The sequence below is a fragment of the Providencia sp. JUb39 genome, assembly GCF_012272845.1.
In the GTDB taxonomy this organism is placed as follows: domain Bacteria; phylum Pseudomonadota; class Gammaproteobacteria; order Enterobacterales; family Enterobacteriaceae; genus Providencia; species Providencia lanzhouensis.
In genome coordinates this window covers 1,644,028-1,659,961 of the sequence record NZ_JAAWXD020000001.1, presented here as the reverse complement: position 1 = coordinate 1,659,961, position 15,934 = coordinate 1,644,028, and the positions used below count along the sequence as shown (strand labels likewise).

The 15,934-nt window shown below is 40.5% G+C and carries 11 protein-coding genes; 2 read left to right on the top strand and 9 right to left on the bottom strand.

Annotated elements, in window-relative coordinates:
• Window positions 1-11: 11 nt before the first annotated feature.
• From uvrC to HFU86_RS07375, 8 genes are all read right to left on the bottom strand, one after another.
• Window positions 12-1,844 carry an excinuclease ABC subunit UvrC gene (gene uvrC / locus HFU86_RS07410; protein WP_036951260.1) on the bottom strand — a complete coding sequence of 611 codons (1,833 nt, stop codon included), beginning with the start codon at window positions 1,842-1,844 and terminating at the stop codon, window positions 12-14.
• Window positions 1,811-2,497, bottom strand: coding sequence for a LuxR C-terminal-related transcriptional regulator (locus tag HFU86_RS07405; RefSeq protein ID WP_036951262.1), 687 nt, complete (start codon window positions 2,495-2,497; stop codon window positions 1,811-1,813). The genes uvrC and HFU86_RS07405 overlap by 34 nt, the downstream gene beginning before the upstream one ends.
• Window positions 2,498-2,726: 229 nt before the next feature.
• On the bottom strand, window positions 2,727-3,959 hold the full coding sequence (gene pepT / locus HFU86_RS07400; protein WP_187128997.1) for a peptidase T: 1,233 nt from the start codon (window positions 3,957-3,959) through the stop codon (window positions 2,727-2,729).
• A 16-nt stretch (window positions 3,960-3,975) separates the two neighbouring features.
• Window positions 3,976-5,529 (bottom strand): AbgT family transporter, encoded by a 1,554-nt coding sequence (locus HFU86_RS07395; RefSeq protein ID WP_036951266.1) that lies wholly within the window; start codon window positions 5,527-5,529, stop codon window positions 3,976-3,978.
• A gap of 292 nt (window positions 5,530-5,821) precedes the next feature.
• The gene (gene psiE / locus HFU86_RS07390) at window positions 5,822-6,229 is read right to left on the bottom strand and encodes a phosphate-starvation-inducible protein PsiE (protein WP_187129826.1); all 408 of its coding nucleotides are present in this window, start codon (window positions 6,227-6,229) and stop codon (window positions 5,822-5,824) included.
• Between the two features lie 223 nt (window positions 6,230-6,452).
• Entirely contained in the window at window positions 6,453-6,863 is a 411-nt protein-coding gene (locus HFU86_RS07385; protein WP_132494767.1) for a GFA family protein, read from the bottom strand.
• A 61-nt stretch (window positions 6,864-6,924) separates the two neighbouring features.
• A complete protein-coding gene (locus HFU86_RS07380) occupies window positions 6,925-8,454 on the bottom strand; it encodes a DUF3999 family protein (protein ID WP_243698951.1) in 1,530 nt (509 codons plus the stop codon).
• 2 nt (window positions 8,455-8,456) lie between these two features.
• The gene (locus HFU86_RS07375) at window positions 8,457-11,213 is read right to left on the bottom strand and encodes a DUF2339 domain-containing protein (RefSeq protein WP_187128996.1); all 2,757 of its coding nucleotides are present in this window, start codon (window positions 11,211-11,213) and stop codon (window positions 8,457-8,459) included.
• A gap of 508 nt (window positions 11,214-11,721) precedes the next feature.
• Between HFU86_RS07375 and HFU86_RS07370 the strand changes: the two genes are divergently transcribed.
• Together HFU86_RS07370 and glpX are read left to right on the top strand one after the other, a co-directional pair.
• A complete protein-coding gene (locus HFU86_RS07370; protein ID WP_036951272.1) occupies window positions 11,722-12,645 on the top strand; it encodes an AEC family transporter in 924 nt (307 codons plus the stop codon).
• Window positions 12,646-12,818: 173 nt separating this feature from the next.
• A complete protein-coding gene (gene glpX, locus HFU86_RS07365) occupies window positions 12,819-13,796 on the top strand; it encodes a class II fructose-bisphosphatase (protein ID WP_181478713.1) in 978 nt (325 codons plus the stop codon).
• Window positions 13,797-13,874: 78 nt separating this feature from the next.
• Here glpX and dtpA read toward each other — a convergent pair whose 3' ends face one another.
• Window positions 13,875-15,344 carry a dipeptide/tripeptide permease DtpA gene (dtpA, locus tag HFU86_RS07360; protein WP_108479045.1) on the bottom strand — a complete coding sequence of 490 codons (1,470 nt, stop codon included), beginning with the start codon at window positions 15,342-15,344 and terminating at the stop codon, window positions 13,875-13,877.
• Window positions 15,345-15,934 lie beyond the last annotated feature (590 nt).

The window sequence follows — 15,934 nt, the reverse complement described above, 5'->3', positions numbered from 1 at the left end:
CCCTAAGATATCTACTGTTTCAATGCATTATAAATCTTTTCTGCCAGCGCGTATGAGATCGAGGGCACTTTTGCGATCTCTTCTATGCTCGCATTACGCAAAGGTTGTAATCCTCCCATGTACTTCAATAACATTTGGCGACGTTTTGGCCCTACGCCTTCGATAGATTCAAGCGCACTGGTATTTTTCACTTTCGCGCGACGCTGACGATGCCCCGTAATCGCATGGTTATGCGACTCATCACGAATATGCTGGATCACATGTAATGCTGGCGAATCAGGCGGAAGCGCAAAACCTTCACCTTCGGGTTTTAAAAACAGCGTTTCCAACCCTGCTTTACGGTCGCTACCTTTAGCAACCCCAATTAATAAAGGATGGTTTTTATCCCAATCCACCTCAAGGGAATCAAATACATCCCGCGCTTGACTCAGCTGCCCTTTACCACCATCAATAAAGATAATATCGGGAACTTTGCTCTCATCCAGATGTTTACCATAACGGCGAGTCAGCACTTGGTGCATCGCCGCATAATCATCCCCAGGCGTGATCCCCGTAATATTGTATCGACGATACTCTGATTTCACAGGACCCGTTTTATCAAACACCACGCAGGAAGCCACCGTTTGCTCCCCCATCGTATGGGAAATATCGAAACACTCCATACGCGAAATATTTTCTATATTCACGACTTTTGACAGCGCAGCCATGCGTTGTTGGATCGTCGATTGCTGCGCTAACTTGGTAGATAATGCGATGGATGCATTGGTTCGAGCCAGTTTTAAATAACGAGCACGGGTGCCTCGTGGCTGGCTTTGAATATTAATTTTACGACCAGCAATGCCGGACAACGATTCCGCCAGTAACTCTTTTTCCGTCAATGGGAAATCAATTAATATTTCCCCTGGCAATGTGCGATTTTCACTGCCTTGTAAATAGAACTGCCCTAAGAAGGTTTGCACTACTTCTTCTAATAAAGTCCCCGCCGGAATTTTTGGATAGTAGCTGCGACTCCCCAAAACCTTTCCTTGGCGAATAAATAGAACATGAACACAAGCTAATCCAGAATCGAATGCGACTCCGATAACGTCGAGGTCATCATCACCGCCTGACACATATTGCTCTTCTGTTACCGCGCGCACGGCTTGAATTTGGTCACGAAAACGCGCAGCATCCTCAAAACGTAGCTCTTGGCTAGCTTTTTCCATGCGCTCGACTAACCCAGTTAAGACTTGCTTGTCCTTCCCCGTTAAGAACAGACGGACATAGTTGACTTGCTGGTCATACTCTTCATCCGTCACTAAACCTTTCACGCAAGGTCCTAAACAACGACCAATTTGATACTGCAAACAAGGCCTTGAACGGTTTCTATAAACGCTATCTTCACACTGACGAATGGGAAATAGTTTTTGCATCACGGCTAAGGTTTCACGTACCGCATAAGAACTTGGGAATGGGCCGAAATATTCACCTTTCCCATGTTTCGCACCTCGGTGGCTTGAAATTCTAGGGTGTGTTTCGCTACTTAGAAAAATATAAGGATAAGATTTATCATCTCGTAGCAAGACGTTATAACGAGGCTGATACAGCTTTATATAGTTATGTTCCAGCAGTAGCGCCTCAGTTTCGGTATGGGTTACCGTCACATCAATAGAAGCGATATGCTTGACGAGTTGCTCTGTTTTGCGGCTACCGACATTCTCACGGAAATAGCTCGATAACCTTTTTTTCAGATCTTTCGCTTTCCCAACATAAATCACGGTTCCCCCAGCGTCGTACATACGATAAACGCCGGGTTGGTTTGTGACTGTTTTTAAGAAAACTTTTGGATCAAACTGTTGTTCCACCCTGATGAACCCTGTTTTGCGGTAATTAAACCATAACCGATTGCTATATGTGTTAATTCTACATCACTACTGATATTAAGTTTACCAAACATTCGATATCGATAGGTATTTACCGTTTTAGGGCTTAAAGATAATGACTCCGCAATATGCTTAACCGGAAGCCCTCTTGTGATCATGAGCATAATTTCCAGCTCTCTTGCAGAAAGCAATTCATATATATCTAGCTGTTCACGTTGATTTAATCTTTGTAAAGCCAGCTGTTGAGCAATATCAGGAGAGATAATTCGTTGACGCGCATTCACGATTTGCAAGGCTTCAATTAGCTCTTCTTCTGCAATACTAGCGCTCAGTATGCCAAAAATGCCAATATCCAACGCTTTCACAACAAACATATCATTATGACGCACATTGAAGATAATGAGCCCTACATCAGGTTGAGTACGACGGATTGTCGTGAAGGTTTTCAATGAATCGAAATGGCAATGTTCCCGATTAATCAAAATAATATTTGCTTTATTTTGCCGGTTCCACGTGATCACCGGATCTAAAGAAGGGAACGTTGCGACAACTTTATAGCGAGTATTTCGAGTGAGTATCGCTTCAATACCTCGAATCGAAATATTACTATCATCAATAATTATTATATTAATCAAATACCTCTCCTATTACTTGCAGCCATAATGGGAGGATAATAAATGAAAAAATTAATAAGTCATATCTTCTTTTTAAATCAATATTTAAAACTATTATTCTAGTTATAATTCATTAATTAACATTTAAAACTTGAATGAGTTTCTTTCAAAAAAATAGCCGCTAAATAATTAGCAGCTATCGGTCTTAATACTCTGACTTTTAACGAGCTAAAGCTAAATCCAGTATGAATTACTTTTGCCCAACAAGGCGGCAAATAGTTTCAGATACTAAATAGCTCTTCTCGAATGAAGTTATTGGTAAAAACTCAAAGCGAGAATGGAAGTTATGCGCACCCGTAAAATAGTTTGGGGTCACAATTCCGCGAGCAGACAGCGCTGAACCGTCAGTGCCTCCACGCATTGGAATGATATTTGGCTCGATATTATGAATTTTTAACGCTTCGAGAATAATATCTACCGCTGTACGGTCTTCACCGATTGAGTCACTGATATTGCTATACACATCATCAATTTTGAATTCCACTTTCGCGCGTGGATGACGAGCGCGAATCAGTTCAATACTTTCAGCAATGAAACGCTTACGGGCTTCAAAACTTGGGCGATCAAAATCACGGATCGCCATCTTGATTTTTGCTTCATTCGGGTTTGCTGCTAAATCTGTGATATAGAAGTAACCTTCACGGTGCTCAGTGTGTTCCGGCGTATCGAAACGATCGAAACAACCAATAAAATCATGCGCCACACGAATTGGGTTTAACAATACGTTTTTCGCTGACATTGGATGAGCGGTGATCCCTTTAATTTCCACTTCAATAGAAGCCGCATTAAAGGTTTCAAAAACCACCTCTCCGAGCGCACAGCAATCGATGGTGTAAGCAAAATCCACTTTGAAGCGAGAAAGATCCATGATTTTGGAGCCACGAAGACCAATTTCTTCATCTGGCACAAACGCCACATAGATATCGCCGCAATCAAAATCTGCGTTTTGCAGTTTATCCATCAGCTCCATGACAACGGTAATGGCCGCTTTATCATCCGCGCCCAGAACACTGGTGCCGTCACTGAAAATAATTTCATCGCCCACATAAGCGGCGGCTTCCGGGTGTTCCGCGGTTTTAAACCACACATCTTCCTGCACATTCAGGCATAAATCCGCACCTTCATACTTCAAGGTTTGCGGCTTGATCACCGGAGATAAACCGACATCAACAGTATCTAAGTGAGCCACAAAACCAATTTTAGGGGCATTGGGTTTATTACCTGGGCGCATTCCATATAAAATGGCATGTTCATCAACATACACATCTTTCAAGCCGTAGCTCTCTAATTCTTTCGCCAGAAGATTTGCCAGTTCACGCTGGCCTTCTGTGCTTGGTACAACAGAGCTTGCCGCATCACTTTGACTTTCAATAGCCACATAGCGATAAAAACGTTCTTCTAATTTCTTACCTAATTCTTTCATTTCACATACCTTTTACTTATTGCGCAGGCTGCCATGTATAGCCACTGTCAAAACCAATTGGAATATCAAATGCCCAGAACAGATACAGTGTCGCTGTTAAGGTAATTAATAAACCGATAGTGAATGGGATCATCATGGAACATAAAGTTCCGATACCTGCATTTTTATAATATTTCTGGCAATACATTAAAATCAGCGGATAGAACGGGAACATTGGCGTACTCACGTTCATCGCAGAATCACTCACACGGAAGGCGGCTTGGGTTAATTCTGGCGAAATTCCGACTGCCATTAACATTGGTACTAAAACTGGTGCCATAATCGCCCATTTTGAGGTCGCTGACGTGATCATGATATTTAACACGGCAGTTAATAAAATCACCCCAAATACCGTCATTCCAGATGGCATATCTAAAGTTCGCAGTAATTCCGCCCCCGATAAGGCTAATAATGTACCTAAATTAGAGTGTTGGAACGAATACAGAAATTGCGCTGCAAAGAAAGCAAACACAATAAATGGGATCAGTGACTTGGTAATATTTTCCATCGCCTTAACCACATCTTTGGTCGAGGTGAAAGATTTAGTCATATAGCCATACACTATGCCTGGCAATGCAAAGAAGATGAACAATAATGGTACAACAATTTGCATAATTGGTGCTTTCGGGCTGGTTAAGCTGCCATCTGGGCCTCTTAGTGGTGAATTTTCAGGCCATAACAGCGCAAATAACCCCACGCCTAATGCAATCACCATTAATCCCGCAACACGGAATGCGCGGTGCTCTTGCGGTGTGATTTTACCTAAATCTTGCTCAGCATCAGTATCAACGTCAGATTTGGTGATTGGTGCATTTTTATTTAACCACGGCTCTACGATCTTTTCGGTGATAAACCAGCAAGTAAAAATAACGCCGAAAGTTCCACCCAAGCTAAAGAAGTAGTTACACAACACATTTACACTGTAGCCTGGCGCTAACATTTGCGCGGCATCTTGCGTAAAGCTCTGCATAATCGGGTCAATAATCGATGGCGTATAACTTGCCGTGAATCCCCCTGCTAAACCAGCGAATGCCGCTGCAATTCCCGCTAAAGGATGGCGACCACTGGCATAGAACATCATTGCTGCGACTGGCATCAAAATAACGTAGGCTGAATCAGAAGCAACGTGAGAGACAATCCCGACGAAAACAACTGTTGGAGTCAACATTTTAGGTGAAATAAAAGAAAGCATTTTTTTCAGCGCGGTATTAATAAAGCCGCTGCTTTCTGCAATCCCAATACCTAAGGTGGCAACAATTGTTATTCCGAGAGGAGGGAAATTAATAAAATTTTTAACCGCTGATGTCACAAATAATATGATTTCTTCATACTGAAACATATTAATAACGGAAATTTTTTCTTTAGAAATAGGATGGTGATAACTGAAATCTACAAATGAGAGTAGATAGGATAAAAACCAACATATTACTAGGGCGTAAACAAATAGCATTGTCACATCTGGCATAACGTTACCGATGCGCTCAACACGATTTAAAAAACCCTTTTTCTGAGGTAGTGTTTTAGTTGTCATAGTTGCAAGTTACTTATGTTATTAGAATAGAAACTTTATCACAGTAAATAACCCATTTAGAAAAGTAAAACACTTTCTTACTTTATTTTAACAGAATAAAAATCAAGTAATCCTTCTAGTTAATAATGCTTATATTATTAGTTTTATTCCAAATCCAATTGCCTGAAATTTTATTTTATCTTATGTTTAATCTCGTTTTATATTGTTTAAGTCATTTTTTTATTTATTTAAGCTCACGCTAAAAGAAATGATTATTATTCCCTTTAGCGTGATTGATAAATTAATCTAAAGATTATTCTCGTTTAAGTTTTTCTGTATTAGCAATATAAAGTGCAACAACTAAAACTAAGATAGCGCCAGCATGCAGCAACGTAGTCATCGGATCACTATGGTCGACGATAATTAGGCGGATAATTGCCGTGATACCAATATAGATAAAATAGCGTAATGGAAAATGATAACCTGACATAAAATACTTTATAATCAAAGCAATAAACTCAAAATATAGAAAGTAAATGACAATTCCTTCTAAAAGTTCATACGCTTTAGCCTCTTGGTTACCTCCAAACATTAATGATGCCATCGTAAATGTTTCTTTTGCTAAAAAGAAAACTAACACCGCAGCAAGCACAATTAAACCTGCGTTAAGAACCCATTGTAATACCCAAGCGATATTACTAGCATGGCGCATTCCTTTCATATTATTCATTAATCATCCCTCAAGTTACTCTCTCTACGTTTAAAATAGATGATTTATCCTTTTCTATTTACCTTAGATTAAGCATAACCTTTCAACATTATGTAAAAAAACAAAATAGAATGGCTTAATTATAATTGAAATTTCTGACGCTGACATTACAAATGAATGTTTAGATTACCTTAAGATAAATAGCAGGCAATAATACCTGCTATAAGATTGGAGTTTAGGATTTGTTGGTAAACAGGTTTAATATATCTTGCTCAGTTAGCATTGGCGTCTTTTCAACAAAATTATAATAATTCGGCTTACAGTCAATATAAATCTGTGTTCCCATTTTAGCATTTTTGCTTTCATCAAATAGCGGAGCTGAGAGGTAATACGTTGACGGTGAATGCAAATGATAAAATAGATGCGTACCACACTGCTTACAGAAAGCCCTTTCAGCCCATTCCGATGAAGCAAAACGGGTAATGAACTCGCTGCCTTCAATTTCAGGTTCACCTTCATAGCCAATGGTCATTCCGGGACCGCCATTCCATTTTAGACACATGCCACAATGGCAAACATGAACGGTATCGATAGGCTGATTGATAGTCAGTTTGACTGACCCACATAAACACTGTCCTTTAGGCATGATCCTGTCCTCTATTGATGCAGTTAGATTCAAAAAAGGGAACCTTAGGTTCCCTTTTTAATTAAAGATCGTCTGGATTGGATTTATTTGATGACCCAACCTCTTTGAAAAGATACCAACAGAAATAAAGTAGCGCGAAAATACCGACAACAAGTAACATCCATAGTGCGATAGTCATCCAATGTAAACCTTCTTCCACTGGCTTATCTTGGGTTCTTTTCTCCAAACCACCTAATTCCAATATTTTACCTGTCGTTGTGATTTCAGGGAAATCATCCATCACGCTTTCAACGCTTTCATTTTTACCAATAAGTTGAGTGTAGTTAACATTATCTAAGGTGGCTTGTTTATTTCCCCACACAAGCAAATAAGGCGAAGCACCTTGTATATTCACAATTAGATTTACCGCATCACGCAACCCATAAATCGTAGGTGGCAGCTCATCCCAGCTACCTTTTAATGCAGTTATTCTGAGTCCCTTAATTTGCTTATCGTGGATCATTAAATTCGGATTGCTCGCTTTATCACCATCATTGATTTGGTTGAAAACCATCACATTCGCCAACAATTTCCATTCCTCATCACTATTAGCAATATATTCTACTTTCAGCGGTACCACGCGATTTGATTGTTGTAGTTTAATGCTGATTTCATTCAATGGCTGCGGCGTTGGCAAGCGATAAATCACCTGTTCTCGAGTAATTCCATCGTTTGTCACTTCAAAGAGAAAAGATTCCTGACGATGGAAAGAGTTCATCACATACTGCAATCCCGTCACAGATTGAAGAAGTGGAATTTCATGTTCTTGAGCGCTGACCGTCACTAACATTAGGTATGGTGCAATAGGCCCAGTACTTTCCCCTTTTAATAATTCAATCGTATTACTTGCCACAACGCCTGAGTCTAATCTCAGGCTCATGACAGGCTGATTCGATGCAATATTTACCCAATTTTTCTTATCGGTACTGTAATAAACAAAAACTTTGGCTTGCCAGTCCTGATTATTTTGATCCCAACCTAAATTTAAAGTCGATAAAACACCGTTGTCTTTGAATTGATCACGCGTCAGTAAATAGGCTTGATAGTTGGTTTTATCTTTTCGTTGTAAATTCGGCAATTCAATACGGGTTGTTTTTCCTGGCTCAGCTTCCACCAGTATATATTGGCTATCAAATTGATCATCGTCGTTAGGATTCACATTATCTGCACGAGTGACTAAACGTTGAAAATTAAATTTAACATTGGTCGTCGCAATAGATTTATTGGTATCAAAAAATAACGCTGTTGGAATTTCATTTCCTGTACCATTAAAAACACGAATATCTTGCAGAGTATCTGGATACGCAGATCCCATATAAGCAGCTGCGGGCAACTCTAACCAATAGAACGGACTGTTCCTATCCGGTGTGGTCAGCTCTTTTCCTTGATAAAAATCGTAAGGACTTGCTTGCTTAGAATCATTAGCTTTAGAGTCATTGGCTTTAGAATCGCTAGCATAGCTTCCAAATGATATTAAGCATATTGAGGAAAAGAGAGCGCCCCATGCACATAATGTTGTTATCTTTTTCACGGCTATTTTCATGCAGTTCATCACTATTTATCCTGTACCTCAATGTCCGTTTTATGCTTTGGTGGTAATGGGGAGAAATACCCCACAACCAAGATCAACACCGCCACGGCAATAAAGGAGACCGCACGGGAAATGCCATCCTGCCCATACACATCAATAAGAAATAGTTTTGCAATCACACAAGCGAAAATCGCTGCACCACCAAACCACCATGTTCGACTTTTCTTCACAGCTGCAATCACCATGCAAAATAGCGCGGCTATTGCCCAGCTAATGGAAAGAACCGTTTGAACAAGACGCGAATCAAATAAGATATTCCTATTCCAAGGAATATGTGCAAAATCTGCCGTCGCACGAAGAATGATGCCGTTATACCAGAAGATAGCTAATCCAATGATCACCACCATCAGACCTTTCACTACCCCAATTTCAATAGGCGTTATTTTTCTTAACTTCGTTATAAAACCTTTGCGCATCAATAACAGTGCTGCAATGCTAAACAGCCCCGCTTCATCTAACGGGTTAACTAATGGGACGTAACTCCAAAACGTGAGTTTGCCATCTTCAAAGTTTGACCAACATGAAAGCACCGCCAATACAGCCATAAGTGGTAATAAACTATACCAATACAGCAAGCCTTTACGGCGCATTGGTACAAATTTGTTATGTTGTAACCAGTAAAGGATTAATACCACTAAGGTTATCGACATAATGTAAATGAAGTAACCCAGTTCGTGCATTCCCCATGGAAGGTTGGCCACAAACCAGTTAACTTGCGTCGCACCAAACCCAATAATTAACCATAGATTGGCAACGTGCATTCCACGTCGAATATACAGGTTTTGGGTACGATAAGCGTGCATCACATACAGAACTGAACTGCCCAAGATCACAGGCCAAATCAGCGAACCCTCACCACGCCCCATCGGATTTTCTGCATAAATAAAATCTAATGTTAAATAGTAATAAGCCACTGCCCATAATGAGAACTGGCATAAAACTAATGGTATCCAATTGATTTTCTGACCGCCAAGACGCCAGCACCACGCGGAGATCAGCACTACCGCCAAAATAATTAAGCTTTCCGTTTCGCTGTTCCATGACAGCATACCAGTAAATTCAGGCACCCAGGCTAACCAGACTAATAACCCGAGGATCAAAAAAGCATAACTAAGCGCAGTAAAATAACTCGCCTCTTTCTGGCGCACATGAAATAACCCACCTGCAAAGAAGCAGGCGGCTATCAGGCTTGGTAGCATGTAAATAACATTATCGCTCCAATAATAATATGGATACTCGCTTAATATTATTAAAGCACTAACAGCAATCAGCAATGACGAGGTCAATGCTAATTTTTTATGCCCTTGATTGAGGGCAAACCACAACATAGCAAAGCCTTGCAATGACCAAACAATCGTCGTCCATTCAAATGACAAGGCGAGTGGTACCGACAATGTGACGAAGCTAGCCCCAATAATGATATTGCCTAGAGCCATATTCTTGCCTGCGGCATTAAAGCGTTTATGAAGCTGTAAGCTGGCAATGAGATACAGTAAGCCAATAAGTAGAGAAATAAATGCTGGCAATAATCCGATGCCATCCGAAATAGCAAATTGCAAGGTAATACTCATTAATGGTGGGAAGAATAATAGCGTATTATCGACAACGAGCTGTTTATTATGTTCGAAACGTAAGGCGAATAACTGAGTTAATGCGTTGAATACAATCAAATTAGCAATAATAAATAGCTGGCATGATAGATAATAATCATAATGATAATTGTCCATTCCCCATAATATTGCCACGCCATAGGTCATAAACATGCCGACTAAATTTAACGGACGCCATGCTTGCCAGAAGCTGATAACTAAAATACCTATCGACAACATTAAGTAATAGGAGAATAAAACGATATGGCTACCGCCCCCAGTGGACAGTAATATTGGCGCTAAATAACCACCTAAAGACGCTAAAATTGCTAAGCTAATCGTACGCTGTAATAATGCCAACCCGATACTTGCACAACAGATGATTAGCATCGCCACAAATGCGAACCCATAAGGGATCATGGTGTATAACTTGAAAGCGGCAAAAACGGTAATGTATAAGCAACCGATAGCGCCACCTTGTAATATCAGGCCAAATAATGCTTTTTTCGTGCGTAACCACCAACCTATACCCAATAAAACTAAACAACCTGCTGCACTGAAGACGAGCCTTAGTTCAGGTGAAATAATCTCATTTTGTACGCTGTAATTCAGTAAGTAAGCAACACCTAAAAATAATAATAAAATTCCTATCTTCGCTAGCGGATTACCTGTCACTAACCACGTGAAGAAATGTGCAAAAATGGATTTATCTTCTGCTTTATTCTGAGATGATGCAGGCTGACTTGGCTTTGGTTTATCAAAACGATTTAGATTAATTGCTATCGGGTTAACTGCATTAGCTTGTTTATCGCTGGAAACTGCCATCGGTTGAGGCATAATTTGAGGTGCTTGGGGTAGAGGATCTTGGGCTGCAATTTTGAGTGCATCCACTTGATTCTCATTATGTTGGGTATCAACTTGATGGGATACTGGATTATCTTCATTAATAGCATGTGTAGACTGATGACCATTATCACGAGTCATTTCTGCTTCTAGCGAGGCAACCTTTTGGTTTAACTGGCTAATTTGATATTGCATTCGACCAGTACGATTAATCGCAATGATAGCCAGTACAGGGGCAATTATCACAAACGCAATTAAAATGAGCCCGAGGAGTATCCATGTATCCACAAATAGGTTTCCTTCTTTAATCCAATGCCAGTAACCCAAGATTAGTTAACAGGATCTTAGAATACACAGTATCAATCGACATTATTCAATAATCATCCTAGTTTAGAGACGAATAACTAAATTGCCAACAGTGGGTAACAAACTGTTACAAAATAACTCTTTTTAAGAGTATTCACGGATTAATCTATTCTATCATCTTATTATTTAACTATCATAAAATGATAGTACATTTTTAATATTTTTTAGTCTCTAAGAGCACATTTTCAAATAATTTTTTTCTCGCTACTGAATCCCCTATTACTTTATTAATAACTTATTAATTTCAATAATCCATTTTTGATACTTTCTATTTATTAGAGAAAATATGCAGATAATAGGTGTTTTTTCGTGTGATTATGTTATTAATTTATAGACAAAATCACCAATAAGTTATTTAACAAATAACGACTGTCTTTTATCGATATATTTAAAAAATATGTATTGTCCTAAATAACGCAAAGGAATACCTATGTTATTACATATAATACTTGAAGCCCTAAGCCCCATCGTACTCGGTCTTGCCGTAGGGTGGTTATCGGGTAAATATGGCTTCGTGAAACGGGAATATTCGCAAGCGTTTGCTGACTTTGTTGTCAAAATCGCCTTACCATTCGCATTATTCCTTGCTGCCGTTCAAGCCCCACCTTCAGTTTTACTGAATGTTGATTACTTGATAGCGCTCGCAGTCGGGTTAATTGCATCCTATGTCATTGGTTTTGTAGTCGGTAAAGTATTTTTCCGCCACAATAAAACCGATGCTGCGATGCAAGCATTGTCTGTTTCATTCCCGGATATGGCGTACTGTGGACCACCAGTTTTACTGGCAACTGTCGGTTCATCCGGCTTAATTGCTATGGTTCTCGGTAACTTAATTTATACCGTCATCATAATTCCATTTACCTTATTGATGATCAGTGGATCAGCGAATGGTAACGGTATTCTGAAATCTGTCGGTAAAGCCGTTATTCAACCATTAGTTTTCCTGCCTGTTTTAGGGGCCATTCTGGCAATTTGTGGCGTAAAATTACCTGAAATTCTACAAAACTCAGTCAATGAACTCGGGAAAACGGCAGGTGGTGTGGCTCTCTTCTTCCTCGGTTTATTGCTGTCAGGTATTAAACTCACAATCAATAAAGAAATTATCTTTAACGTTTTTGTGAAAAACTTTGTACAGGCGGCGCTTATTCTTGGAACCGGCCTCGCATTAGGATTACAAAGTGATTTATTAAAAGCGGCATTTATTATTGGTGTGTTACCGACGGCAACAGCTGTACCAGCGTTAGCTATCAGTAATAAAGCCTATACTGAAACCTCTGCGGGAACCGTATTACTCAGTACCATTGCGGCATTGATTTCAATTATTGGCGGGATCACCATCGTCGAAATGCTGTAATGCGTCTTTGAATATCAATTGGCGGAGTTCGCTCCGCCCTTCCATCTGCTTAATTACCCTCTCCGAACTCAATAAAACGCCGTTTTATTCGCCAAAAAATTACCAAGTTGATCACAAAAAACGTATCATAGGCGCGATAATTTTTTAGTCCTAGGAATAACACCAAAATGAAAATTAGCGATGAACTCGCGTCTGCTATCGCGTCAGTGACGGAAGTTGCCGCCATTGCCGCGTTTGAATGGGTAGGGAAACAAGATAAGAATGCAGCGGATAACGCTGCGGTTGAAGCCATGCGAAATCGACTTAATGAGATTGATTTTCATGGAAAAATCGTAATTGGCGAAGGGGAAATTGACGAAGCCCCAATGCTGTATATTGGTGAACAAGTCGGCAAACAATCTAGCGAACATCATTTAGATATCGCAGTCGACCCCATTGATGGCACCCGTATGGTGGCATGTAATGAGCACAATGCGATTGCCGTTTTGGCGGCCGCCCCAACAGGAACATTGCTGCAAGCCCCCGATATGTATATGGAAAAAATGGTCGTCGGCGCAGCAGCGAAAGATGCCGTTCACCTAAAAAACCCATTAGAGAAGAACCTCGAGTTTCTCTCTGCCGCATTGGATAAACCCATTTCCATGCTCAACATTGCCATTCTCGATAAACCTCGCCACCAGCACATTATTAAAACCATCCGTAACTTTGGCGCCAATGTCATCACAATCCCAGATGGCGATGTTCTGGCATCACTGCTGACAATCTTACCTGAGCACCCTATTGATATGATGTATGGTATCGGCGGTGCACCAGAAGGCATTATTAGTGCAGCTATTGCCCGCGCATTAGGTGGCGACATGCAAGCACGTCTTGTTCCACGTAACAAAGCCAAAGAAGACACCGAACAAAATAAACTGTTAGCCGCGCAAGAAGCGATTCGTTGCCAGCAGATGGGTATCGAAATTGGCGAGATTTTAACGTTGGATATGATGGTGAATACGTCCGATGTAATTTTCTCGGCAACTGCTATCACCCCAACAGTGCTGATGAATGGTATCTCGAATGATCTACATAGCCGCAGCGCGAGCACTATTTTAGTCAACGGCAATAACCGTTCGATGAAGTTAATTAGCAATCGCTATTTTAAATAACGGATGCTTTGAATCATCATTCATTAAAAAAGGGCGATATTTCTATCGCCCTTTTCATCTTATAACTTACCGAACAAATTAATGCTGTTCTTGTGTCATACGGTTTAATAACGGCGCGGTGAATACCATCACAATAGCAATTGCACCCGTTACCAGACCAATCTTCATAAAGACATCACTGTAGACAGCCAGTGATTCAACTTTGCTGGTGATCTCACCTTGAGGCGCAGCCGCCATAGAAGCAACATAACCCGCGATAAATGCCGCTGCAGAGTTAGTTAAGAACCATGCGCCCATGATAAAGCCCATCAGACGCTGTGGAACTAACTGTGCCACCATCGCCAGACCCAGACCTGAAATCATCAGCTCACCGATACTTTGGAAACCGTAGCAGATAACTAACCATTGAACAGAAACAATACCCGCTTCGTTCGCGAATTTTGCCCCTAATGGCAGCACTAAGAACGCTGCAGAACACAGTAACATCCCGATAGCGAATTTATGTGGCATCGGTAAGTTATCGCCCATTTTGTTATAGATTGCCGCCAAAATTGGGCTACCAATCATGATCCATAATGGGTTTAAGGCTTGATACTGAGCAGGCTCAATCGCAAAACCGAAAACTTCGTGCTCTACGTTATGCAGTGCGAAGAAGTTCAGTGAGGTTGGCATTTGGCTATACAGTACGAAGAAAACAATCGCTTCGAGCATCAGGATCAACGCGACCACCATACGGCGACGAGCAATACCTTTGAGCGCCATCATCTCTTTGATAAAGATAACTAAAATACCCAGAGAAATCACCGCCAGTGCCGCACGCGCAATGCCTAAGTTGTGCAGTAACCAGTTTGAAATCGCAATCAGTGCAACCACACCGACGATGGTCATCAGCAATTTGGAAATCACAACAGGCGCAAAGTCCGGTTTTGAACCGTGGTCTGCGACCCATTTTTTGCACATGTAGAAGTTAATTAAGGTGATGATCAGACCCACTACGCTGAGGGAGAATGCGACATCCCAGCCGTAATGTTTGGCTAACCATGGCGTTGCCAGCATTGAGAAGAATGAACCAATGTTAACGGACATATAGTACATGGTGAATGCACCGTCCAAACGTGGGTCATTTTTGTCATAACAAGTGGATAATAATGATGATGGGTTCGCTTTAAACAGACCGTTACCTACCGCGATGGTAGCTAGACCGAGGTAAACCATCGACACATCATGCCCAGAGTAGGCAACGAAGGCATAACCGACAATCAGTACTACCGTTCCAAGAACAATCGCACGCTTAGTCCCTAAAACCTTATCCCCTAACCAACCACCAATGGCAACGAAGCCATAAACCAGGGCAGAGAATGCTGCGAACAGCGTAATAGATTCCGCTTCCGACATGCCAAGCACTTGGCTGAGATAGATTGGGAGGATCCCCTGAAGACCGTAGTAACCAAAACGTTCCCAGAGTTCAATAGAAAAGATGAGATAGAATGAACGAGGTTGCTTAAACGCGTTAAGACTGACTTCCTCTTTGTTATTTGTTGTGGACACAAGTTACCTCTAATACAACCTGTACGTATGCAAAAAAACCACGGGACGCTGTCTGCACCCTCGCATTGTTATGGTCTCAAGAATTCAAGCTTTAGAAGATTCACTTTTGGTAGGAGGAGTATCAATCCCTGACCTCAAAACAAACAAAACTGTGTGTAAATATTGTTTATGAATCGCGAACATAAAATTCAATGAGTTAAAGCATATTTGATTATTTATTCAGCATTATGGCGAATATATGCCAATCCAAACAGAATAATCAATTAAGCAATATATGCTATTTATGCACCAAAACTAATAATTTAGCTAGCATTAATTACCATGCTTATAGATTCATATCGTGATTAACTTCAATTTTTTACAAAATCATGAAATTATTATCGCCCATTAAATAATCACTTGTTCACTATATGTTAAGCATATTGTTCTATCTGTAATCATTTTACTCGTAGAGTAACACCCTATATACACCACAAACATACCGCGCGGTACCCTGCGGATATTTCGTCTTGGTGATAATAAAAATTGAATAGAAAATGAATTTAGATAGGTGATTATTTATTGATGTCACTATTACGTGTTTATTTATC

Excerpts from the sequence above, each read along its gene's own strand:
- pepT (WP_187128997.1), bottom strand. The coding sequence starts at position 3,959 with ATGAAAGAATTAGGTAAGAAATTAGAAGAACGTTTTTATCGCTATGTG.
- HFU86_RS07395 (WP_036951266.1), bottom strand. The coding sequence starts at position 5,529 with ATGACAACTAAAACACTACCTCAGAAAAAGGGTTTTTTAAATCGTGTT.
- psiE (WP_187129826.1), bottom strand. The coding sequence starts at position 6,229 with ATGAAAGGAATGCGCCATGCTAGTAATATCGCTTGGGTATTACAATGG.
- HFU86_RS07385 (WP_132494767.1), bottom strand. The coding sequence starts at position 6,863 with ATGCCTAAAGGACAGTGTTTATGTGGGTCAGTCAAACTGACTATCAAT.
- HFU86_RS07380 (WP_243698951.1), bottom strand. The coding sequence starts at position 8,454 with ATGAACTGCATGAAAATAGCCGTGAAAAAGATAACAACATTATGTGCA.
- HFU86_RS07370 (WP_036951272.1), top strand. The coding sequence starts at position 11,722 with ATGTTATTACATATAATACTTGAAGCCCTAAGCCCCATCGTACTCGGT.